General features: G+C 74.3%; 18 protein-coding genes. 7 read left to right on the top strand and 11 right to left on the bottom strand.

What is annotated here, in order from left to right; translation table 11 throughout:
* Positions 1–14: 14 nt before the first annotated feature.
* Positions 15–983: an ABC transporter substrate-binding protein gene (locus ACWEJ6_RS27045; protein WP_452427142.1), complete on the top strand. Its 969-nt coding sequence runs from the start codon at positions 15–17 to the stop codon at positions 981–983.
* Positions 980–2,323 (top strand): flavin-dependent oxidoreductase, encoded by a 1,344-nt coding sequence (locus ACWEJ6_RS27050; protein WP_452427144.1) that lies wholly within the window; start codon positions 980–982, stop codon positions 2,321–2,323. The genes ACWEJ6_RS27045 and ACWEJ6_RS27050 overlap by 4 nt, the downstream gene beginning before the upstream one ends.
* A 76-nt stretch (positions 2,324–2,399) precedes the next feature.
* Here the strand turns inward: ACWEJ6_RS27050 and ACWEJ6_RS27055 are convergent, their stop codons facing one another.
* The 3 genes from ACWEJ6_RS27055 to ACWEJ6_RS27065 all read right to left on the bottom strand — a co-directional run bounded on the left by ACWEJ6_RS27055 (position 2,400) and on the right by ACWEJ6_RS27065 (position 4,606).
* Entirely contained in the window at positions 2,400–3,305 is a 906-nt protein-coding gene (locus ACWEJ6_RS27055) for a DUF2382 domain-containing protein (protein ID WP_452427146.1), read from the bottom strand.
* A gap of 105 nt (positions 3,306–3,410) precedes the next feature.
* A complete protein-coding gene (locus ACWEJ6_RS27060) occupies positions 3,411–4,046 on the bottom strand; it encodes a hypothetical protein (RefSeq protein WP_452427148.1) in 636 nt (211 codons plus the stop codon).
* A 14-nt stretch (positions 4,047–4,060) separates the two neighbouring features.
* Positions 4,061–4,606: a DUF4142 domain-containing protein gene (locus ACWEJ6_RS27065; RefSeq protein WP_452427150.1), complete on the bottom strand. Its 546-nt coding sequence runs from the start codon at positions 4,604–4,606 to the stop codon at positions 4,061–4,063.
* Between the two features lie 131 nt (positions 4,607–4,737).
* Between ACWEJ6_RS27065 and ACWEJ6_RS27070 the strand changes: the two genes are divergently transcribed.
* Positions 4,738–5,241, top strand: a complete 504-nt coding sequence (locus tag ACWEJ6_RS27070) for a pyridoxamine 5'-phosphate oxidase family protein (protein WP_452427152.1) — start codon at positions 4,738–4,740, stop codon at positions 5,239–5,241.
* Here ACWEJ6_RS27070 and ACWEJ6_RS27075 read toward each other — a convergent pair.
* Complete coding sequence (locus ACWEJ6_RS27075) at positions 5,238–6,782, bottom strand: methyltransferase domain-containing protein (protein ID WP_452427154.1); 1,545 nt, start codon at positions 6,780–6,782, stop codon at positions 5,238–5,240. The genes ACWEJ6_RS27070 and ACWEJ6_RS27075 overlap by 4 nt on opposite strands.
* Positions 6,783–6,899: 117 nt before the next feature.
* On the opposite strand from ACWEJ6_RS27075, the gene ACWEJ6_RS27080 reads away from it, so the two are divergent.
* Complete coding sequence (locus tag ACWEJ6_RS27080; protein ID WP_352327979.1) at positions 6,900–7,187, top strand: HesB/IscA family protein; 288 nt, start codon at positions 6,900–6,902, stop codon at positions 7,185–7,187.
* 51 nt (positions 7,188–7,238) lie between these two features.
* Here ACWEJ6_RS27080 and ACWEJ6_RS27085 read toward each other — a convergent pair whose 3' ends face one another.
* Positions 7,239–8,216 carry an acetylxylan esterase gene (locus ACWEJ6_RS27085; RefSeq protein ID WP_387669480.1) on the bottom strand — a complete coding sequence of 326 codons (978 nt, stop codon included), beginning with the start codon at positions 8,214–8,216 and terminating at the stop codon, positions 7,239–7,241.
* A 111-nt stretch (positions 8,217–8,327) separates the two neighbouring features.
* On the opposite strand from ACWEJ6_RS27085, the gene ACWEJ6_RS27090 reads away from it, so the two are divergent.
* Entirely contained in the window at positions 8,328–8,618 is a 291-nt protein-coding gene (locus ACWEJ6_RS27090; RefSeq protein ID WP_364337599.1) for a hypothetical protein, read from the top strand.
* Between the two features lie 10 nt (positions 8,619–8,628).
* A complete protein-coding gene (locus tag ACWEJ6_RS27095) occupies positions 8,629–9,819 on the top strand; it encodes an alpha/beta hydrolase (protein ID WP_452427157.1) in 1,191 nt (396 codons plus the stop codon).
* Positions 9,820–9,826: 7 nt separating this feature from the next.
* On the opposite strand, the gene ACWEJ6_RS27100 is transcribed toward ACWEJ6_RS27095, so the two are convergent.
* The 6 genes from ACWEJ6_RS27100 to ACWEJ6_RS27125 all read right to left on the bottom strand — a co-directional run bounded on the left by ACWEJ6_RS27100 (position 9,827) and on the right by ACWEJ6_RS27125 (position 19,601).
* Positions 9,827–13,924 carry a hypothetical protein gene (locus ACWEJ6_RS27100; RefSeq protein WP_452427159.1) on the bottom strand — a complete coding sequence of 1,366 codons (4,098 nt, stop codon included), beginning with the start codon at positions 13,922–13,924 and terminating at the stop codon, positions 9,827–9,829.
* Positions 13,925–14,235: 311 nt separating this feature from the next.
* Complete coding sequence (locus ACWEJ6_RS27105) at positions 14,236–15,714, bottom strand: DHA2 family efflux MFS transporter permease subunit (RefSeq protein WP_452427161.1); 1,479 nt, start codon at positions 15,712–15,714, stop codon at positions 14,236–14,238.
* Positions 15,715–16,003: 289 nt separating this feature from the next.
* A complete protein-coding gene (locus tag ACWEJ6_RS27110; protein WP_452427163.1) occupies positions 16,004–16,528 on the bottom strand; it encodes a type II toxin-antitoxin system prevent-host-death family antitoxin in 525 nt (174 codons plus the stop codon).
* Between the two features lie 72 nt (positions 16,529–16,600).
* A complete protein-coding gene (locus tag ACWEJ6_RS27115; protein ID WP_452427165.1) occupies positions 16,601–17,545 on the bottom strand; it encodes a TIGR01777 family oxidoreductase in 945 nt (314 codons plus the stop codon).
* 144 nt (positions 17,546–17,689) lie between these two features.
* Positions 17,690–18,577, bottom strand: a complete 888-nt coding sequence (locus ACWEJ6_RS27120) for an aldo/keto reductase (RefSeq protein WP_452427167.1) — start codon at positions 18,575–18,577, stop codon at positions 17,690–17,692.
* A gap of 394 nt (positions 18,578–18,971) precedes the next feature.
* The gene (locus ACWEJ6_RS27125) at positions 18,972–19,601 is read right to left on the bottom strand and encodes a class I SAM-dependent methyltransferase (protein ID WP_452427169.1); all 630 of its coding nucleotides are present in this window, start codon (positions 19,599–19,601) and stop codon (positions 18,972–18,974) included.
* A 363-nt stretch (positions 19,602–19,964) separates the two neighbouring features.
* Between ACWEJ6_RS27125 and ACWEJ6_RS27130 the strand changes: the two genes are divergently transcribed.
* On the top strand, positions 19,965–20,729 hold the full coding sequence (locus ACWEJ6_RS27130) for an SDR family NAD(P)-dependent oxidoreductase (protein WP_452427171.1): 765 nt from the start codon (positions 19,965–19,967) through the stop codon (positions 20,727–20,729).
* Positions 20,730–20,782 lie beyond the last annotated feature (53 nt).

The raw sequence follows: 20,782 nt of genomic DNA on the forward strand, positions 1-20,782 counted from the left end.
CTGGGAGCGTTTTCATGCGTCTGTTACTCGCGGCGGTCGCCCTCGCCCTGGCGATGACCGGGTGCGGCGGGGCGGATCCCCGGCCGTCGTCCGGCGGGCCGGAGAAGGCCGTGCTGAACCTCGGCATGCTGGCCCTTCCCGAGGTCGCGCCCGTCCAGATCGCCATCGACAAGGGGTTCTTCGCCGCGGAGGGGCTGACCGTCAAGCCCGTCGTGATCCAGGGCGGGGCCGCCGCGATGCCCGACCTGATCAGCGGCAAGCTCGACGTCCTGCACAGCAACTACGTCTCGGCGATGCTGGCCGCCGCGCGCGGCGTGGGCCGGTTGAAGGTCGTCGGCGACGCCTACGCGGCCAAGCCCGGCAACTTCGTCCTCATGACGAGGAAGGACTCGCCCGTCACGAAGCTGGCCGACCTCAAGGGCAGGAAGGTCGGCGTCAACACCCTCGGCAACGTCGCCACCCTGGCCGTGAGCGCGCTGCTCAAGCCCGCCGGCGTGGCGCCCGCCGACATCACCTTCGTCGAACGGCCCTTCCCGCAGATGGCCGGCGCCTTGGCCAACGGCGACGTGGACGCCGCCGTGCTGCCCGAGCCGTTCTGGCAGACCGCGGCCGCCACCAGCGGGGCCCGCAGCCTGTCGGACCTGTTCACCGGGGCCACCGCCGACTTCCCGATGGCGGGCTACCTGACCACCGAGGGCTTCGCGGCCGACAATCCGCGCACGGTGGCCGCCTTCCAGCGCGGCCTGCGCAAGGCGGTGGACCTGGCCGTCGCCGACCCGGCCCAGGCCAAGGCCGCGCTGCTCAAGTACACGAGGATCGACAAGGCGACGGCCGACCTGATGGCGCTGGGCGGCTACTCCACCACCGTCGACAAGGCCCGGTTGCAGCGGGTGGCCAATCTCATGCTGGAGTTCAAGGGCAACGGCTACCTGGAGGCGCCGTTCGACGTCTCCACCCTGCTCCTTCCCGGCGGCTCGTCATGACGGGCCTCGCGGGACGACGCCCGCGGCGGGTGGTCATCGCCGGGGCGGGCATCGCCGGGCTCACCGCCGCCCTCAGCCTGCACGCGGCCGGCATCACGGACGTGACCGTGCACGAGGCCGTCAAGGACATCCGGCCGCTCGGCGTGGGCATCAACCTGCTGCCGCACGCCGTGCGCGAGCTGATCGAGCTCGGCCTGGGCGACCGCCTGGCCCGGGTCGGCGTCGAGACGGCCGACCTGACCTTCGTCACCCGGCGCGGGCAGCGCATCTGGACCGAGCCGCGCGGCCGGGCCGCGGGCCACGCCTGGCCCCAGTACTCGATCCACCGCGGCCGGCTGCAGCTCCTGCTCCTCGACGCCGTACGCGAGCGGCTCGGCCCGGACGCCGTGGTGACCGGCTCCCCCGTCACCGACCTCGACCATGACGCCGACCTGCTCGTCGGCGCCGACGGCATCCGCTCCGGCGTCAGGGCCGCGCTGTTCCCCGGCGAGGGCGAGCCGCTGTGGGGCGGTCACGTGCTGTGGCGCGGCACGTCCCGGGCGCGGCCGTTCCTCACCGGCCGATCCATGATCATGGCGGGCGACGGCGCCCAGAAGATCGTCATCTACCCGATCGCGCCGCCGGACCCCGACGGCACGCAGCTCGTCAACTGGGCCATCCAGCACCGGGCCCCCGAGACCGTCCCCCGGGGCGACTGGAACCGGGAGGTGGAGATCGGCAAGTTCCTGCACCACGTGGCCGACGTGCGCTCCGACGCCCTCGACGTCCCCGGCCTCATCGCCTCGGCCGACAAGGCGTACGAGTACCCGCTGGTGGACCGGGACCCGCTGCCGTACTGGTCGTCGGGGACGGTGACGCTGATGGGCGACGCCGCGCACCCGATGTACCCGACCGGGTCCAACGGCGGCACGCAGGCCGTCATCGACGCCCGCGTGCTGGCCCACGCGCTGGCCACCGGCCAGGGCCTGGAGTTCTACGAGAGCCGGCGGCGGCCGGTCACGAACCGGATCGTGCTGGCCAACCGCGAGGACGGGCCCGAGGTCGTCCTGCGGATGGCGCACGAACGCGCCCCCGACGGGTTCGCCGACATCGAGGAGGTCATCCCCAGGGACACGCTGGAGAAGATCGCGCTGCACTACAAGCAGCTCGCGGGCTTCGAGCCGGCCACCCTGAACGCCCGCCCGAGCTGGTCGGTCCCCCCGGACACCGGCCAGGGGTCTGCTTCCCTGAACACCGGCCAGGAGTCGGTTCCCCTGAACGCCGGCCAGGAGTCGGTTCCCCTGAACGCCGGCCAGGAGTCGGTTCCCCTGAACGCCGGTCGGTCCGAGAGCTCGCCCTGACCGCGGGACGTGTTCTGGAGGTGGGTGTGGTGAGGCGGGGGCGCGTGGGCGCCCCCGCGGGACCGGGCGCGGCCTCCTACCGCTTGGGCGGGAGGTCGTCACCGCGGTTGCGGTTGCGGGTGTGCTCGCGCGCGTCGCCGTCCTCGTCGACCTCCAGGCGTTCCCTCCTGACCTGGCCCTCGACGGTCTCCTCGTGCTCGACGCGCTCCTTGTGCACGCGGATGTGCTCGACCGGCCTGGTCTCCTTGCCGATCACCGGCCGCTCCTCGTGCAGGGTGATCTGCTGCTCGTCCTCGCCGATCTCGTACGTGCCGGGCTCGCCGTCCCTGATGGGCTCGCGCTCGATCACGACCTCCTCGTGCGCGAGCGGCACCCGCTCCTGGACGTTCTCGGTCTCGACGTACTTGCGCAGCCGGACGTGGCCGCTCTCGCGGCTCTCCTTGCCGATGTGGAGCTGCTCCTCGGACGTGGTCATGTCGATGTCGCGGTCGCCCACGTCCCGGCCGCGCATCCGGCCCGGCTGCCCCGGCTGGCCCATCGCGCCTGTCTGGCCGGTCGGCGGCTGGCCGGTCATGCCCGGGCGCATGCCGCGTTCCCCGGCCGTCCGCGGCTCTCCGGTGGGCCGCTGGGCCTGCCGCTCCCCCGCGGCGGGCGAGCGCTGGGACGGGATGGTGGACGGCTGCATCCCGTAGTACCGGTAGAGCTCGGCCTCCTCCTCCAGCGACAGGCGGCCGTCCACGTCGATGTTGGGCGCGCCCTTGATCATCTCCTTGTCGAAGGGGACCCTGATCTCGTCCCCGGAACGGCGGGCGTTGGCCAGCGGCACGAAGGTCTGCTTCATGCCGAAGAACCCCGTGCGCACGGTCACCCACTCCGGCTCGCCGGTGCGGTCACTGAGGTAGACCTGGCCCACCTTGCCGATCGACTGTCCGTCCGACCCGATCACATGGCACTCGAGCAGGCTCCGGATCTCTGTTTGCATAGCCACGACGATCCCCCCGATTGTTCGTCCTGGTTCAAAAAGGACAAATACCCCAGAGAGTCGCATTTGCACACACGGGTCGGCCAGTCTTTGCCATGGATCGGCCTATGGCGGAGGCACGCCGCGGCCCTGCCGGGAGCCCTCGTAGGCGGCGCGCCGCAGCCTGGCCGTCCATCCGGCCGGACGCAGGCAGGGGGCGCTGTTGAGCACGGGGTCGAAGGTCAGGTCCTCACCGGGCAGCGCGGTGTGCAGGCGCAGACGGGCCAGATAGCGACCGCCCGCCCACAGGTGGAACAGCAACGGGCCGCAGGCCAGCGCGCCGGGCAGCAGCGCGGGATCGGCGGGCACGCGCTCACCCTCGGGCCGGGCGACCAGCCGGTACCGGCCGGTTCCGTACACGTACGCCGTGAGGCTGGAGTACGGCCCCGACGTGAAGGTGCGGCGCGGCACCGGCACCGGGCCCGCGCCGGTGGACAGCAGCAGGTCCACCCCGTTGGGCAGGCGCACGGCCAGCCCCAGCACGTCGGGCAGCCGGCCCGGCAGGGACAGCCCCTTGGACAGCCGGGCCCGCACCTCGTGCTCGCCCGGCTCGCCCAGCGGCGCCGCCTCGACCGTCAGCGTGCCCGCCAGAAGCAGCCCGCGCCGGTGCAGCGCGCGGCCGTGCCGGAGCCCGGCCAGCACGCGCGCCGCGGCGCGGGCGAAGGAGTCGAGCGCGGCCGGAGGGCCCGTGCCGCCGGGCATCGCGGACGTCTTCGTCAGTAGTCTTCCTGCGCCTTCTTCAGCGCCTTGAGGTGCTCCTGCAGCGTCGGGGACGCGGACTTGGCCAGCGCCACCACCGCCGGCGAGGAGCCCTTGGAGATCTCCTCCTTGGTGGCCTCGATCGCCGACTTGTGGGCCTTGACCATGCCGACGACGAACTCCTTGTCGAACTCCTTGCCCTTGGCGTCCTGCAGGCGCTTGGCCATGGCGGCCTGGGCGGAGGTCGGCGCGGCGGGAAGCTGGATGGCGAGCTGGCTCGCGGTCTCGGTCACCTTCTTGTCGAACTGGGTGTGGTCGTCGACGAGCATCCGGCCGATCGACTTGATCTGGTCGGTGGCGCCCTTCTTCTCGGCCAGGCGGCCCGCCTCGATCTCGGCCAGGTTCCCCTGGTGGATGGTCGCCATCCAGGTCCTGTCCTGCTCGGACGGCTGAGCGTCGGTCCGCGGCGTCAGCCCCGCGGTGTTGGTGGTGGCGCTTTCGCCGCACCCGGACAGGGCGACGACGGCCGCGGCGGCCAGCAGCATGGTCAGACGAGTACGCATGAGGTTTCCTATGACATGGTGACACTTCTCCGACACAGAGAGTAACCATGCGCTCGCGACTTCCCCCTCAGGCGCGCCGCGTCGCACCCCTGGCTGCCGGGTGTCGCGGGCCGCCGCCATGAGCCGTCATCATGTTGACGGACGAGACGCGGTCGGACCTGACCGCCGAGAGCGCGAGGAGAAGGATGACGCCACCGGCCCGATCACCGGAGCAGCGCAAGCGGGACACGCTCGACCGGCTCGAACACGACGTCGACGCCTGGGTGGCCACGGCGGGCGACGGCGGCCCGTACATGACGCCGCTGTCGTTCCTGTGGGACGGGCACCGGCTGCTGCTCTCCACCGCCGACGCCACGCCCACCGCCCGCAACCTGCTCGACGGCGGCACCGTCCGCCTCGGCCTGGGCCTGACCAGGGACGTCGTCCTCATCCACGGCACCGTGACCGCGCAACCGGCCGCCACGATCCCCGGCGAAATCGGCGACGCGTTCGCGGTGAAGACCGGGTTCGACCCGCGGGTGTCGCGCGGCCCGTACACGTACTTCTGGGTCACGCCGGTGCTGGTGCAGGCGTGGCGCGAGGTGAACGAGCTCGCCGGGCGCGACCTCATGCTCGACGGGAAGTGGACCGTCTAACCGAACCCCAGCACCAGCGTGGTGTGCCGCTTCACGATGACGAACTCCTGTCCCGCCCCCTGGGCGGCACTCTCTGAGGTGGGGCTTTCTGACGTGGGGCTCTCTGGGGCGGCGCTTTCTGGGACGGGGCTTTCTGGGGCGGGGCTTTCTGGGGCGGGGGTGCGGTGGGCGGTCAGGCGTAGGTCGGTGGTGCGTGGGCGGCCTGCGGCGGCCCATGCCCTGACGTGCGCAGCCAGCTCCTCGGCCAGCGCCGCGCCGCCCGGCCCGTATCCCTCGGCCACCAGCTCGGCGCCCCCCGCACCACCCGCCGCGGCCGTCGGATCGACGCCCCCCGGACCACCTGCCGCGGCCGTCGGATCGGCGCGCCCCGGACCACCCGCCACGGCCGTCGGACCGGGGGCGTCGGGGTTCCGTCGCCTGGTCGGATCGGCGGCGTCGGGGGTGTCTCGCCCGGTCGGACCGGGGGCGCGGGAGGCGCGGGGGGCGAGCACGGCGATGGCGGAGCCGTCGGTGAGGCCGAAGGTGCCGCCGTAGCCGCCGTTCCGGTAGCCGCCGAGCACGCACCAGCGCGGCTCGTGCAGCGCCAGCCACAACGCCACGTCGGCGCCCGCCTCCGCGAGCGGATCCCGCCCCGCCGCCGGGCCCGCCGTCGCGAGCGGATCCCGCCCCGCCGTCGGGGCCGCCGTGGGGCCCGCTGCCGGTCCTGCTGTCGGGCCCGGCGGCGGGGCCGGCGTCGCGGGTGGTTCCGGGAGCGGGGCGGGCGAGGTGACGGCGACGGTCGTGGGGGCGGTTTCCAGGGCGGTCACGAGGTCGCCCAGCTCGCGCGCCACCGGGAGCGCCAGCCACAGGTCAGGGTCCCGGCGCAGCATGACCACCGACTCCGGCCCCGCGGACGGCCCCCGCAGGCGCATGAACCCGCAGGGCGCCACCGTACGTCCGGCCCAATGGCCGCCCGAACGTTCCAGCGCCACCGACACCTGCACCCCGCGCAGGTCGAGCGGCACCACCAGCCGCCCGCCCGGCGCGAGCTGGTCGAGCCAGGCCGGAGCCAGGTCCCACACGCCGACGGCGGCGATCACCCGGTCGTACGGCGCCGCCCCGGCGAACCCCTCGCCCCCGTCCGCGCACACCACCTCGACCTGCGGGAACCCGGCGGCCGCCAGGTTGCGCCGGGCGTCCCGCACGATGCCGGCGTCGAGGTCGAGGCTGACCACCCGCCCGTCCGGCCCGGCCAGGTGCGCCAGCAGCGCCGCGTTGTAGCCGGTGCCCGCGCCGATCTCCAGCACCCGATGGCCGGGCTCGACACCGAGCTGCCCGAGCATCGTCGCCATGACGGACGGCTGCGACGACGAGCTGACCGGCAGCCCGTGCTCGTCCCGCCGGGTGACGACCGGCACGTCGCGGTAGGCGGTGCGGGGATCGACGCCGGGCAGGAACAGGTGGCGCGGCACGGCGAGCAGCGCGTCCGCCACGTCGTCGGCGATCTCCTGGCGCTCGCGCAGGCCCGCGACCATGGCCTGCCTGAGCCGGACGGCATCCATGTCGCGATTGTCCACCGGCCGGGAATTCACGGTAAAGAAAACGCCAAGAAGGGTTGGGCTCCGGGATGGGGGGAATGGCAGGCAACTTCTGTACGTCGACCGTTTGGAGGAGCCGTAGTGCTCACCCTGACAGCCAACGCAGCCCAGGCGATCCGCGACCTGACCGCGTCCGCGCCGGAACCCGCCCAGGGCGGGATCCGCATCTCGTCGCAGGGCGAGGGCGCGAACTCGCTCACCCTCTCCCTGGCCACGGCCCCTGAGCCGGCCGACGAGGTGGTGGAGACCGAGGGCGCGCGGGTCTACCTCGATCCCGTGGCCGCGACCGTGCTGGACGACAAGTCCCTCGACGCCGGGGCCGACGCGCAGGGAAGCGTGTCGTTCATGGTGACCCCGCAGGCGGTGTGACGGGCAGCCGCCGTACCGGTGCTCACGCCGGTACGGCGGCCCCCACCCGGGTCAGCCGGCCAGGAGCTTGTGCAGGTAGCGGACCTGCTCCTCGGTCTGGTAGCCCGACCCGCCCTCGTGCCCGTTCCAGGGCCAGACGGTGATCTCCTTCGGCCCCTGCCAGTGGTTGTAGGCGGCGAAGACCGTGGAGGGCGGGCAGACGTAGTCCATGAGCGCGACCGAGTACAGCACGGGCACCCGGCCGCGGGCGGCGAAGTTGACGCCGTCGAAGTACGACAGCGTGCGGAACACCTGGTCGGCGCCGTCCCGGCGGGAGGCCAGGAAGCGCACCACCTCCTGGTACGGGTCCCGGTCGGTGATCTCCAGCGCCCGCCGGAAGTGCGTCAGGAACGGCACGTCCACCAGCGCGGCCCGCACCGACGGGCGCAACGCCGCCGTGGCCTGCGCGATCGCGCCGCCCTGGCTGCCGCCCGAGACCACGATGCGCCCGGCGTCCACCGCCGGATGGGCCGCGGCCACGTCGACCGCCCTGGCCGCGTCGGTGAACACGCGCCGGTAGTAGTAGTCCTCGGGGTCGAGGATGCCGCGCGTCATCATGCCGGGCGCCTGGACGTTGGCGCTGCCGTGCGGGTCGCCGGTCGTGCCGGGGCTGGTGGGGCTCGCGCCGCCGTGTCCCCGGGTCTCCATCACGAACACCGCGTAGCCGGCCGCGGGCCACAGCAGGTGGTCCTTCGGGAACCCGCGCCCGCCGCTGTAACCGATGTAGTGCATCACGCACGGCACCGGCTCCCGCACGCCGCGCGGCAGGATGAACCAGCCGCTGATCCGGTGGCCGCCCCACCCGGCGAACGACACGTCGTAGACGTCGACGCCGCTCAGCGGCAGATCGTAGGGCACGAACTCGGCGGCCGGGTCGAACGCCTCGGCCTCGGCCAGCGTACGGGACCAGAAGTCGTCGAAGTCGGCGGGCTCGTCGCGGTCGGGGAGGTAGGCGCGCAACTGCTCGATCGGGAGGTCGAACAAGGACACGGGGGGACTCCAAGCTGTAGGCAACCCTGATATTTCACCTCATCAGCCCAGGTAAGCGCTATCCTCCGCCGGCGGAAGCTGAAAGCGCGCGTACGGGGTAGTGGAGGTCGCGTGATCGAATACGTGATCGAGGTTCCTTCCTCCCATCTCTATCCCGGCCTGGTGCTGGAGGCCCCGGCGGACGCCGAGGACTTCCTCGTGCTGTTCACCGACGACTCCGAGTCGCGCGCCCAGCTCCTCGGCGACGCCTCGGGACGTCCGGTGCTCAGGGTCGGCGGATACATGACCACGAACGGGACCGTCATCGACGAGCGGGTGTGGACCGTGCGCGAGACGCTGCGCACCGGCGACCGCCTGCGCATCCGCCTGGGCCGCTCGCTCCCCTCCCCCGTCACGGGCTAGCGTCCCCTTTGTGAGGTCTTTTGCCGGGATGATGGCGGGCGCCGCGGTGCTCGCGCTGTCGCCCGTCGCCGGGCTGGCCGCGCTGGCCGGGACGGCGATGGTGGGCGCGCGGCCCGGGGCGTTCACGGTGGCCGGCCTCGCGGTGTTCGCCTCGGTGTGCTACCTCGGGCTGCTGCTGTGCGTGCCCCGGCCGCGCGCGACCTGGGGGCGGTGGTTACGGGCCGCGCTGATCCTGGTCGTCGAGGTGGCGGTGGTCTGGCGGGTCGCGGACGCGACGCTGACCCCGCCGCCGGCGCCGGCCGCGACCCCGTCGCCGGTGGCCGGGCAGCACGAGTGGCGGCTGCCGACGGGGTCGCGGCTGGCGTACGTCCGGGTCGCGCCGAAGCGGGTCACCCGCCCGGAGCCGGTGGTCTTCCTGTCCGGCGCGGCCGGCCTGGCGGACCTGGCCGCCGATCCGGCGTTCTACCGGCGGCTGGCCGCCGACGGGCACGAGGTCTACGTCTACGACCGGGTGGGCGCGGGACGCTCGGCGCGGCTGCCGGACCCGGCCGCGTACGGGCTGGGCCGCGACGTGGCGGACCTGGAGCAGGTGCGGCAGGCGATCGGCGCCCGCCGCCTGACCCTGGTCGCGCGCGGCGAGGGCGCCCGGCTCGCGGCGGCCTACCTGTCCGCCCATCCGGACGCGGTGTCGAGGGCGGTGCTCGCCTCCCCCGCCGACCTCGACCGGGCCCGTGCCGCGACGCTGCTGGACGACGGCCCGCCCAGCCCCAGGATGCTCGCGGTCTACACGCTGCTGCGGGTCGAACCGGCGGCGGCGCACGCGTTCGCCGGCGACGCCGAACTCGACGCCCGGGCCGCACCCTCCGCCGTCTGCCCGGCGGGCCGGCCTGCCGGGAAGCCGCCCCTGACCCAGTCGGACGGTTCGGGTGGGTATGCGTGGCTGGTGGACCGGCCGTCGCCGCCCGGGATGCGGGAGGCGCTGGCCCGGGTGACGGCGCCCGTCCTGGTGGTCAAGGGGGCGTGCGACGGGGAGAGCTGGTCGGCGGCCACCGACGTCCGGCGGGCGATCCCCGGTGCCGGGCTCGTCTACGCCGAGGGGCGGGGGGCGTACCTGGCGACGCTGCGGACGTTCCTGGCGGGCCGGGCGGTGCCGCCGTACGAGGGGGCCACGCCCCCGGCCGGTTACCGGGGGCCGTGGTGAACCCGGCTCAGCGGTCCCGCGTCCGGGGCTCCGGGCGGCCGGGGCGGGCGCAGGAGCCGGCCGTGGCCGCCACCACCTTCCATCCCGCGTCCGGGAACGGCGACATGAAGTGCGTCAGCAGGTCCACCGCGTAGTCGGGGGCCTGCCCGCCGGGGTCGAGGAAGGACACCATCTGCGGGCCGTCGGAGCCGCGCAGGGTGATCGAGCCGCCCCTGCCGCCGGAGGCGAAGCCGGGCTTGGCGTCCACGGTGAGGCAGGCGAGCCCGATCCCGGCGGCGGCGATCTCCTGGCGGGCGCCGATGCGGCGCATGCGCTGGTCGTAGCGGCGCAGGGCGAGTGAGGTGGCCCGGGTGAGCCGCAGGGAGCCGGTGAAGGCGTCCGCGCCGATCCTCCTGCTCAGCCTGACCCGCAGGGAGACGTCCGGCCGCAGGTCCACGCCCTTGGCGGTCAGGCGGAGGCGGTCGTAGGCGCCCTCGAAGCCGGGGGCGAGGAACCCGGCCGCGGCCGGCGCCTTGAGCCCGAACGGGATGCGCCCCGGCCGTACCCGCAACCAGGACACGCGCCGGACCGCCAGCGACACCTCCCGCACCGCGCTCGCGCCGAGCGCGAAGTCCCCGCCGACCTGGTAGGTGAGGAACCCCGAGGTGTACGGCACCTCCTTGGACACGGCGATCCGCTGCCGCTGGACCGGGCCCACGCGCAACCCGGCGCCCACCGCGACGCGGCCCGTCGGCCCGGGTTTCGAGACCAGGTCGAGCGACTGGTCGGGATTGAGGCGGATCGTCGTGTCGGCGGCCAGGTCCTCGACCGCGAGCGAGACCCCGCCGAGCCGCCCGGACGGGTCCACCAGGCGGCCGTCCACGGCCAGCCGGCCGTCCAGGGTGCTCGCGCCGCCCCGGTAGGTGAGCGTGGGGACGCTCAGCCCGGCGGCCGAGGCGTCGGCGTCCAGGCCGAGCACCGCGGGGACGTCGGTCAGCCGCAGCCCGCCGCTGCCCCGGCCGGGCAGGGTGACCTCGGCGGTCAGGCGTTCGACCGGCGCGGAGTTCCGTACCCGGATCCGGGTCTGGGCCCCGTACGTGCCCCGCACGTCCACGGCGGCCGGCACCGGGTCGAGGGCCACGTGGCCGCGCAGCCCGCCCGCCTCGGCCCGCACGTCGAGCGCGCCCAGCGTGGCAGGCGGCTCGACGCGGTAGGCGACGTGCCCGGCGTCCAGCGGGCCCACGGACAACCGGGTGATCCTCGGCGGCAGCCGGGTCAGCGTGGCCCGCGCCCTGATCGGGACCGGCGCGAGCACGCTGCTGTCCAGGTGGAGGGCGAGGGTCCGGCGTCTGGGGGCGAAGCCGGAGAAGGCGAACGTGCCGCCCGCCGGGTCGATCGTCACCTGGCTGGGCAGGCCGGTGACGTCGAGGTAGCCCTGCAGGCCGTAGCAGCCGCGTCCCGCCGTGCAGAACGGGCCCTGACCGCAACCCCCGGCCGGGCAGCCGCCGTCCGCCAGCGAGAGGCCGCCCTCGACGGCGGGCGCGGGACGCATGCGGGCCAGCGCGGCGGTCCTGCCGAGCCAGGCGCGGGCGGTCACGCCGAGCCGGGAGCCGGAGTAGGTGAGCCTGCCCTCGGGCGTGGCGGCGACGGTCAGGTCGCCCGGCACCGGCCCCACCCTGCCGAGGACGCCGAAGCGCACGTCCCCCAGGACGATGTCGGCGTCCACGGCGAGCCGCTGCCTGGCGGCCCGGAACCGGGCCAGGAACCCCTGGCCGGACGGGCTGAGCTCGACCCGCGACAGGCCCCTGACCAGCACGCTCGCGTCCAGGTCGCCGCCGGTCCTGTCGTAGTGGGCGGCCAGGTGCGGGCCGCTGGGGGACGTGGCGCCGTCGTGGTTGGCGACGGCCAGGGCCGCCGACCGCACCGGGCCGGACAGCCCTCGGAAGCGGTAGACGCCGTCCTTCCAGGCGGCCTCGAAGCGGGCCGGGACGCCGGTCACGTCGGCGGCGGCCCTGAGCACCCGGCCGCCCGTGCTGATCCGGGCCAGCGCCGACACCTTGGCCACGGGGGCGCTCGCGGTCCAGGCGAGGGTCCCGGCCGCGGTGTCGGCGGCCAGTTCGGCCCGCTTCGGCACACCCTCCACCGCCACCCGCACGTCGTCCCCGGCCGAGGCGCCGTCGAGGGCGGTGACGTACGACCTGGCCGCGTAGAGGCGGAGGGCGCGGAGCCCGCCGGACGTGGCGACCTCGACCGCCGAGCGCTCGCCCAGCGTCCACGCGGTCCTGACGTCCCCACGCACCCCGCGGACCGTGCCGTCGATCGTCGGCCCGCTCCGGACGTCGGCGTAGGCCGCCCGGACCCGGTCGATCGCGCCGCCGGCCCGGTAGACGGCCGTTCCGGCGGCGGGGTCGAGGGTGAGGTCGGCCCGGGCGGGCGTGTTGGAGATCTCCAGGCGTGCCAGGCGTTTCCCGTCGAGGCCCGCGGCCACGAAGGGCCGGCCGCTCGCCCTGCCCTCCAGGCGGGCGTGCGGCGCGCTGCCGTACGTGACGTCGAACCCCGACACGCCGGACAGCAGCGCCGAGACCCCGGCGGCGTCGCCGTTCTTGATCAGGGTGACGTGGCCGCCGGCGGGGCTGGAGATCGCGCCGCCGCCGCGTTGCAGGACCGCGGCGAACCGGCCGATCGGCGAACTGGCCGTCTGCGTGACGCGGTGCGCGGCCGGGTCGCTCTCCAACCGGACCCGGGCCGGCAGCCCGCTCAGCTCGGCCCGCAGCACGGTCCCGGACGCGGCCCGGTCGTAGTACAGCACCTTGGCCGAGCCCGCCCGCGCGGGCCCCGACGACTCGACGGTCAGGCTCTGCCTGCCGCCGGACGCGACGTGGGCGGCGGTGAACGAGCGGGGCACCTCGCGCAGCTCGGCGCTCGCCGCCGTGGCCAGGCGGCCGTCGCGGTAGAGGTGGGCGTGCAGCTCGGCGCGGGCGATCGGGGCTGGGGCGGTGAAGCGCATCCGTCCGCCGGCCAGGCGCACCTGGGCACGGGCAGGCATGCGGTCCAGTACGGCCTGCGTGTAGCGGCCCAGGGAGACCGCGATCATGTCCAGCCTGGCGGGACGGGACGCGGTCACGTCCAGCTCGACCGCCGGGGAGGTGGAGGTGTCCGGCTTGGCGGGCTTCGGCGTGGAGGTGTCCGGCTTGGCGGGCTTGGAGGTGATGGGGGCCGAGGTGAGGGAGTCGAGGGTGGCCTTCACGGCGAGTCGTTCGGTGGCCGGGGTCTGGCGCAGGCTCACCGCCGTGCGTCCGGTCAGTCCCGCCAGGGTGACGGCGGACGGTCCCGGGTCCTTGCGGGTGACGTTCGCCCTGACCGTCCGGCCGTCCGGGTCGATGGTGAACGTCCCGCGGTCGAGCGCCGACAGCGACGCGCCGCCGCGCAGGCCGTCGAAGCCGACGGTCACCTTGCCGTCGTACTCGGCCCAGACCAGCGCCCTGACCCTCTTCCCGGACAGGCTGCTGACCGCGAACCCGAGTCCGATGCCCCCGCTCCCGGGGTTCGCGACGGGCACCAGGTCGGCCGCCAGGTCAGGGAGGCCGTCGCCGGTGACGTCCGCGGCGACCGGCACGGCGACGGGCCGTCGCGCCGAACACGCCACCGCCCGCTCCACCCCCACCACACACAACCGATACGTCACCCCTTGTCTGGTCGGCAGAGCCCCACCGGCCGCATCACCCACCGGCCCTCCCGCCGAGACGACCGCGCCGCCCCGCTGCGGGGGGATTGCGCGGCCTCCCTGGGGGCGGATCAGGGGGCCGATGTCCAGGCGCAGGGCGTCCAGGGCCTTGGTGACGGACGGGGGCGGGCGCAGGAGGGTCAGAGGGGCGGCGCCGGTCGTGTCGGGGAGGAGGGCGGCGGGGTCGGGGGCCCGCCGTCCGAGCCCCTGCCGTTCCTGCCGCCGAACGGCCTGGGCGGCGATGGCGTCGGCGAGACCCGTCCCGGCGGGCGTGGTGACCTCCAGCCGTTCCGGCCCCACCGGCCCCTTCCCCATCGACCGTACGGCGGGCGACGGCCCCGACGGAACCCGCACCACGGCAGGCGGCGGCTCCGGAACCCCGCGCACCACCTGCGCCATCACCTGACCTCCCGTCGACGCCTGGACCACTCGCGCAGTCGAGGCATGACCGGAGGCTGCGACGACGGGCGGACCTGCCAGTGCCGTGGCTGCGATGGACGTCGAAGCGAGCACGCGCAGAAGGGCGTGCGGCATGAAGCGTTCCCCCGAACCCGTCTAACTCATCCCATCAGAAACAATGGTCACGAGATGACCATATTTCCTCACTAATCGTCAAACGCGGCGCAACGTGGAACTCCAATTCCCGCCCCCGCCACTTCGTCCCTGGCCGCCTCACCCCCCGCCGACGCACTCGCTCGGAGCCAGGTCAGCCGCTACGCCGCCCGGCGCGCCCCCGTCCGGCTCACCGCCGTGACCACGGTGGCCGCCACGGCGAGCACCAGCAGGACGCCCACCGCCAGCCGGTAACCGTCCTGCAGCACGTCGGCCACGCCGGACAGCCGGGCGGGGTCGGCGGCGTAGACCAGGTGCCGCTCGGCGGCCGGCACGGACGCGGCGACGATCGCCAGCGACATGGCGGTGCTGATCACGGTCGAGACGTTGACCAGCATGAGCCGTACACCGTTGACCACGCCGAGCCGGTCCTGCGGCGCGTCCATCATGATCGCGGTGGTGTTGGCGGTGATGAACAGCCCGCTGCCCGCGCCCACCAGCGCGAGCGCCGTCCCGAGCCAGGCGTAGGGCACGGACGGGTCCAGCGCGGCCAGCATGACCGCCATGCCCGCCGCGCTCACCGCCGAGCCGGCCACCGCCACCGTGCGCGGGTGGAACCGTCCGGTCAGCGCCCCGGCGACCAGCGAGGTCAGGGCCGAGGCGGCCGAGACGGGCAGCACGGCGAGCCCGGCCTGGGCGGGTTCGAACTGCCGGGTGGACTGCAGGAACAACGAGATCACCAGCACGATCGAGAACTGCCCGAGCGAGTTGAGCACGGCGGCCAGGTTCGCCAGCGCGAAACCGCGGTCGCCGAACAGCCGCAGGTCGAGCAGCGGCGTCCGGCTGCGCCACTCGACCAGCGCGAACACCGGGGCCGCCGCCGCGAACGCCACCCCGCCCGCCACCACCCACGGGCTCAGCCAGCCGAGCGAGCTGCCCTGCGACAGGGCCAGCAGCAGGCCGCTCAGCCACGTGAACAACAGGACGATCCCCGGCACGTCCAGCCGCTCGCGCGGGCCCCTCGGCACCGGGCGGAGAGTGACCGCGCCCCAGACGATGGCCGCGACCCCGACGGGCACGTTGAACCAGAAGATCCACCGCCAGCCCGCCGCGCCCGCCAGGAACCCGCCGAACGACGGCCCCACGAGCCCCGCCACGGAGATGATGGCCATGTAGACGGCCATGCCACGGCCCAGGCGGGCCGGCGGGAAGGCGCGGGCCAGGATGGCCGAGCTGTTGGCCAGGATCATGGCCGAGCCGCACGCCTGGGCGACGCGGGCCGCGAGCAGCACCTCGATCGAGGGCGCGAACCCGGCCGCCAGGCTCGCGACGGTGAACACCACGAACCCGAGTAAGTACGTGCCGCGCCTGCCGAACAGGTCGGCCACCCGCCCGAACACCACCAGCCCGACCGAGCTGACCAGCATGTACGCGAGCAGCACCCAGCTCGCCAGGAAGGCGCCGACGCGGAAGTGCGCGACGACGGCGGGCAGAGCGACGTTGAGCGAGCTGGAGTTGAGCCCGGTCAGGAACATGCCGAGGCTGGTGACCGAGACGGCCCGCCAGGCGTACCGCAGCTGCGCCGCCTCATCCTCCGCCCCCACCACCGGCACCGCCGCGACGGCCTCGGACTCAGTCACACCGGACCGCCTGAACGTTCATGCCCCACTCTTTCTAGAATCCCCCTCTAGGAAAGAGCCCGCCCCACAGATTGTCAAGATCCCAGCCCCAGGAACGTACGGCCACAGGCGCGGGCGAGGGTGGCGGTGAGGTGGGCTGGGGGCACGTGCGGGCAGCAGCACGGGCGGAGGCGCACAGGCAGAGGCGCACGCACAGCGGCGCACACGCAGAGGGCGCCGCACGCAGATCCGGGTGCAGGGAGCGGGCGCAGGGGGCGCTGCGGGAGTTGGCGCCCCGTGCGGGGAAGGTTCAGGCCAGTTTGCGGAGGGCCTGGTCCACGGTGTCGCCGGCGCCGACGGCCACCTCGCCGCCGTCGCCGTCACGCGCCACGGCGATCACGCCGGACCCGGTCGGATGGCGACTCAGGGTGACCGTGCAGCCGTCGCGCAGCAGCGTCTCCACGTCGGCCGTCCTCTGCGGCGCGGCCCGCTCACCGGAGCCGGGCCCGAGCAGGCGGGTGGCCGCGATCAGCGCGGCGACGGGCGTCCGGTGCCGGGCCAGGAGCACAGGGCTGTCGTCGTACGGCTCCGAGACCTGCCGGACGAGTTCCCCCAGCTTCGCCTTGGCCGTGGACAACGACACCACCGGCAATCCGGTCAGCATCCCGGGAACCTTGGACAGCGGCACCAGCGCGGCCCACTCCCAGCGCTCCCGCGTGATCAGCGTGATCCGCCCCTCACCCGCCGCGCCCACCAGCGCCCCCCAGCGGGACCGTGCCTCCTCGACCCCGATGGGCACGCCCAGCCTGTCCTCCATCTCGCTGTAATTGATCATGAGGAAAACCGTAAGGCACCTTACGATATTCGCGCAAGGATCCTCGCCCGCCCCGCGAGGCGTCCGACTCGCTCACCCCCCGCGACGCACCCTCCGGACGAGGTCGTCGGCGGCCTCCCGCCACTGCGGGTACTCGAAGGCGAAACCCGCCTCCAGCAACCGCCCCGGGACCACCCGGCGGCTCTTGAGCAGCAACTCGGTGTCGGACCGCAGCGCGTACGCGCCGAGCTCGGCCATCCACCGCGTCGCGGGCAGGCCCACCGGCACGCCCCAGGCGGACCGCAGCGTCCGCATGAACGCGGCCTGCGGCAGCGGCCCGGGCGCGGCCAGGTTGACCGGTCCGTCCAGGTCGTCCCGCCCGGCCAGGAACTCGACCGCGCGGACGAGGTCGCGGTCGTGGATCCAGGACACGTACTGCGCGCCGCCCGCCAGCGGCCCGCCGAGGCCGAGCCGGGTCATGCGCAGCAGCACGTCGAAGACGCCGCCGCGGTCGGGGCTCATCACCATGGCGGTGCGCAGGGCGACCTTGCGCGTGTGCGGGGTCTCGGCCCGCTCCTGCTCGCGCTCCCATGCCTTGGCGATCTCGACGCTGTAGCGCCAGTAGCCCGGGACGCCGGGCTCGTCGCCGCCGATCAGGCCGGTCGCCTCGTCGTTGGGGGCGTCGAAGCGGTGGGCGTAGAGGGTGGCGGTGCTCATCTGCAGCCAGACCCGGGGCGGACGTGCGGCGGCGGCGATCGCCCGTCCCACGACTTGGGTGGAGCGCACCCGGGAGTCCATCATGGCCCGCAGGTTGGCGGGGGTGTAACGGCAGTTCACGCTCCGCCCGGCCAGGTTGACCACGAGGTCGCTGCCGTCGATCTCGCGGGCCCACGCGCCCAGGGTCTCGCCGTCCCAGACGACCTCGCCCTTCCGGGACGGCCTGCGGGTCAGCACCACGACCTCGTGGCCGGCGGAGGTCAGCGCCCGGCGGAGAATCTCGCCGACCTGTCCGGTTCCTCCGGGAATCACGGTCTTCACTCTGCCGACCCTACTCCCGTCTTTTGAACGCGTTCAGGGCGGCCCCGAGCGCCGCCGGGCAGCGCGCTCGTCGCGGTGGAGGGCGTCGAAGAGGACGGAGGAGCGGAGGCGCCTGGCCGGGCGGGAGTTCGTGGGCGCAGCGGATCAGGACGTGAGGGCGTCCAGGGTCCGCATGTCCTCGTCGGTCAGGGTGAGGTCGGCGGCGGCCAGGTTCTCCGCCAGATGGACGGCCGAGCCGGTGCCGGGCGTGGGCAGGACGACCGGGGAGCGGTGCAGCAGCCACGCCAGCGCCACCTGCCCGGACGTCGCGCCGTGCCGGGCGGCCACCTGCTCGATCGCCGCCCCCGTCCCGGCCCCCGCGGCGAGGGACCCGTTCCCGAGGGGGAACCAGGGCAGGAACGCGATGCCCAGTTCTTCGCAGCGCGCCAGCACGGGCTCGGACTCCCGGTCCAGCACGTTGAACCGGTTCTGCACCGACGCCGGCCGCAGGAGGGTCAGCGCCTCGTCGAGCCGGTCCAGGGTGACGGTGTCGAGCCCGATGTGCCGGATCTTGCCCTCTTCGCGCAGTTCGGCCAGCGTGCCGAGCTGGTCGGCGAGCGGCACCGCGGGGTCGATGCGGTGGAGCTGGTACAGGTCGATGGTGTCGGTGCGCAGACGGCGCAGGCTCGCCTCGCACATGGCGCGCAGATCCTCGGGGCGTCCGGCCGGATGCCACTTGTCCGGACCGGTGCGGATCACGCCGCCCTTGGTGGCCAGCACCAGGTCGCCGGGGTACGGATGGAGGGCCTGGGCGATCAGCTCCTCGGCGATGTCCGGGCCGTAGTTGTCGGCGGTGTCGATGAGCGTGACGCCACGGTCGACGGCCAGGCGGAGGAGCGCGACCGCCGCGCTGGGCGTGAGGCGCGGGCCCCAGTAGCCGGGGCCCGTGAGCTGGGCGGTGCCGTAGCCGAGGCGTCGCACCCGCAGCTCACCGGCGATCTCGAACGTCCTGCCCACCACCGCGCCCGCCCTTTCCCCGATGAAAGGGCCCATCGTACGGCCGCCTCACCGCCGGGACCGCCGCCCCCTGACGGGGCGGCGCTCGTCCAGCAGTGACGACCGGTCGGGCTCCCGCCGGAACCGGGGAGCCGGAAGCGGGGAGCGGGGAGCGGGAAGCCGGGAGCCGGGAGCCGGGAAGCCGGAAGCCGGGAAGCCGGGAAGCCGGAAGCCGGGAAGCCGGAAGCCGGGAAGCCGGGAAGCCGGAAGCCGGGAAGCCGGAAGCCGGGAAGCCGGAAGCCGGGAAGCCGGAAGCCGGGAAGCCGGAAGCCGGGAAGCCGGAAGCCGGGAAGCCGGAAGCCGGGAAGCCGGAAAGCCGGAAGCCGGAAAGCCGGAAGCCGGGAAGCCGGAAGCCGGGCATCCGACACTCCCAGGGCCGCCCGGCCTGTTCTCAGAGCGTGGCCACCACCGCGTAGCGCTCGTCGGTGATCTCCTTGCCCCACAATGCCGGGTCGGGCAGGGGATGCACCCGAAGGTCGCCGACCAGGGGACGGAGGGTCGTGGTCAGGTTGGCGGCGGTGACGCCGCCCATCCACGGGAAGTGCTCACCCGGCACGTAGTCGGACTGCCCGCCGGAGGTCTGCCAGCGGCCCTCGACCAGTACCAGCCGGCCGCTGGGGCGCAGCAGCGACACCCAGCGGGCCAGCGCCGCCTCCGGATCGGGGATGGTCCACAGCAGGTGGCGGGCCAGCACGACGTCGAAGCGGCGGTCGCCGACGGGCGGGTCGGCCGCGTCTCCCGTCAGCACCGTGGCGCCGGTGGCGGCCAGCTTGGCCCGGGCCCGTTCGACCATGCGCGGGGCCAGGTCGACGGCGGTCAGACGATGGTCCTGGACGGCCAGCAGCAACGACAACGAGCCCGTGCCGCAGCCCAGGTCGAGCACGTCGAGCGGCCCGGCGGGCACCCACTCGGCCAGGCGCGCCGCCCAGGCGGCCCTGACGTCGGGGTCGCGGAGCCCGTGGTCGGCTTCGTCGTCGAAGGAGTCGGCGGCGGCGTCCCAGAAGCCTGCGATGGTCGTCATGAGTCGCATCCTGGCAGCCGCCGCCGACAGTTTCGGGCCGGCGTCCGTACGCCGCCACGCGCCGGGATCCCCGCCCCGACACGGCCCCCCTGACCCACCGGCCGTTCCGCGCGCCCCCACGCGCGCGATCCCGGGCGGGCAGCGCGAGGCGGGCGACGCGGGAGGGCGACGCCGGGAGGGCGACGCCGGGAGGGCGACGCCGGGAGGGCGACGCCGGGAGGGCGACGCCGGGAGGGCGGTCGTGGGGTGCGGGCGGTCGTGGGGTGCGGGCGGTCGTGGGGTGCGGGCGGTCGTGGGGTGCGGGCGGTCGTGGGGTGCGGAAACCTGGTGTACTGGTCTGACCAGTCGCTAGTGTTTCTCAGCATGACGGGATATGACGCGCTGTTCCGCCTCGACGGGCGGCGGGCCGTGGTGATCGGGGCCGGCAGCGGGATCGGCAGGGAGTCGGCGTTCGCCCTGGCCGCGCATGGGGCGTCCGTGGTGTGCGCGGACCGGGATCTGGCAGCCGCGGAGGAGACCGCCGCCGGGTGCGGGGGCACGGCGCGGCTGCTCGACGTGCTGGATGCCGACGCCGTCCGGACGGCCGCCGCCGAGGAGCCGGCCGACGTGCTGGTGTTCACGGCGGCGACGAACGTGCGCAAGCGGCTGCTCGACTACTCCGGCGAGGAGTTCGACCGGGTGGTGGGGCTGAACCTGCGGGCCTCGTTCGACGTGGTGCGGGCCTTCGGCGCCGGGATGGTGCATCGAGGGCGCGGGTCGATCATCGGGTTCGCGTCGATCCGGGCGTCGGTGACCGAGCCGGGGCAGGGCGTCTACTCGGCCACGAAAGCAGGGCTGGTGCAGTTGCTGCGGACGGCGGCGGCCGAGTTCGGCCCGCACGGCGTGCGCGTCAACGCGATCGCGCCCGGCGTCGTGGAGACCCCGCTGACCCGGCAGATCAAGGACAACCCCGACTGGTACGCCGCGTACGCCGCCAAGAGCGCCCTCGGCCGGTGGGCCACCGCGCCCGAGATGGCCGGCGCGGTGGTCTACCTGGCCGGCGACGCGGCGAGCTTCGTGACGGGCTCGGTGTTGTACGTGGACGGCGGCTGGACCGCCGTGGACGGCCGTTTCGATCCACCCAATTAACTCGAATACTCCCGACCGGATGGGGCAGCAGGCACGGGTCCCATTGAAGGGAG

It is taken from the genome of Nonomuraea sp. NPDC004702 (assembly GCF_053601695.1).